This is a genomic window from Kitasatospora sp. NPDC059577, from assembly GCF_042735475.1.
GTDB lineage: Bacteria > Actinomycetota > Actinomycetes > Streptomycetales > Streptomycetaceae > Kitasatospora.
Genome location: NZ_JBHWBZ010000030.1, coordinates 16,129 through 16,712, shown reverse-complemented (window position 1 = coordinate 16,712; position 584 = coordinate 16,129).

The window sequence follows — 584 nt, the reverse complement described above, 5'->3', positions numbered from 1 at the left end:
CCGCGCCGCGCCGCCGGGCCGCGCCCCGGGGCGGGCCCGGGGCCGGCCCCCGCGCGCCCCCCCCCCCCCCCCGCGCGGCGCGCCCCCCCCCCCCCACGGCCCCCACCACGACGCCCACGCCCACCGGTTCGCCGTCGCCCACCGCGACGCCGACGTCCACTCCGACCGGCACCCCGACCGGGACGCCGACGACGACCCCGAGCGGCACGCCCACGGGCACCCCGACCGGTACGCCCACGGCCTGCCCGGACCCGACGGCCACGGCCACCCCGACCGGCGCGCCCACGGGCACGCCCACCCCGACGGGCAGCCCGTCCCCCACCGCCACGCCCACCGGCACCCCGACGGCGACGCCCACCGGCGCCCCCGGCTGCCCGACCCCCGCCCCGACGGCGACGGGCACCCCGAGCGCGGCGCCCAGCACCACCCCCAGCGCCTCGGTCTCACCGTCGGCCGCCGCGAAGAAGTGAACCGAGAGGGGGGGGGGGGGGGGCGCGCCGGCGCCCCCCCCCCCCGCGCGGGGCGGGCGCGCCCCCGCGCGCGCAGAGCCCGGGGCGGGGGGTCGGGAGGTGGTGGTGTAGACC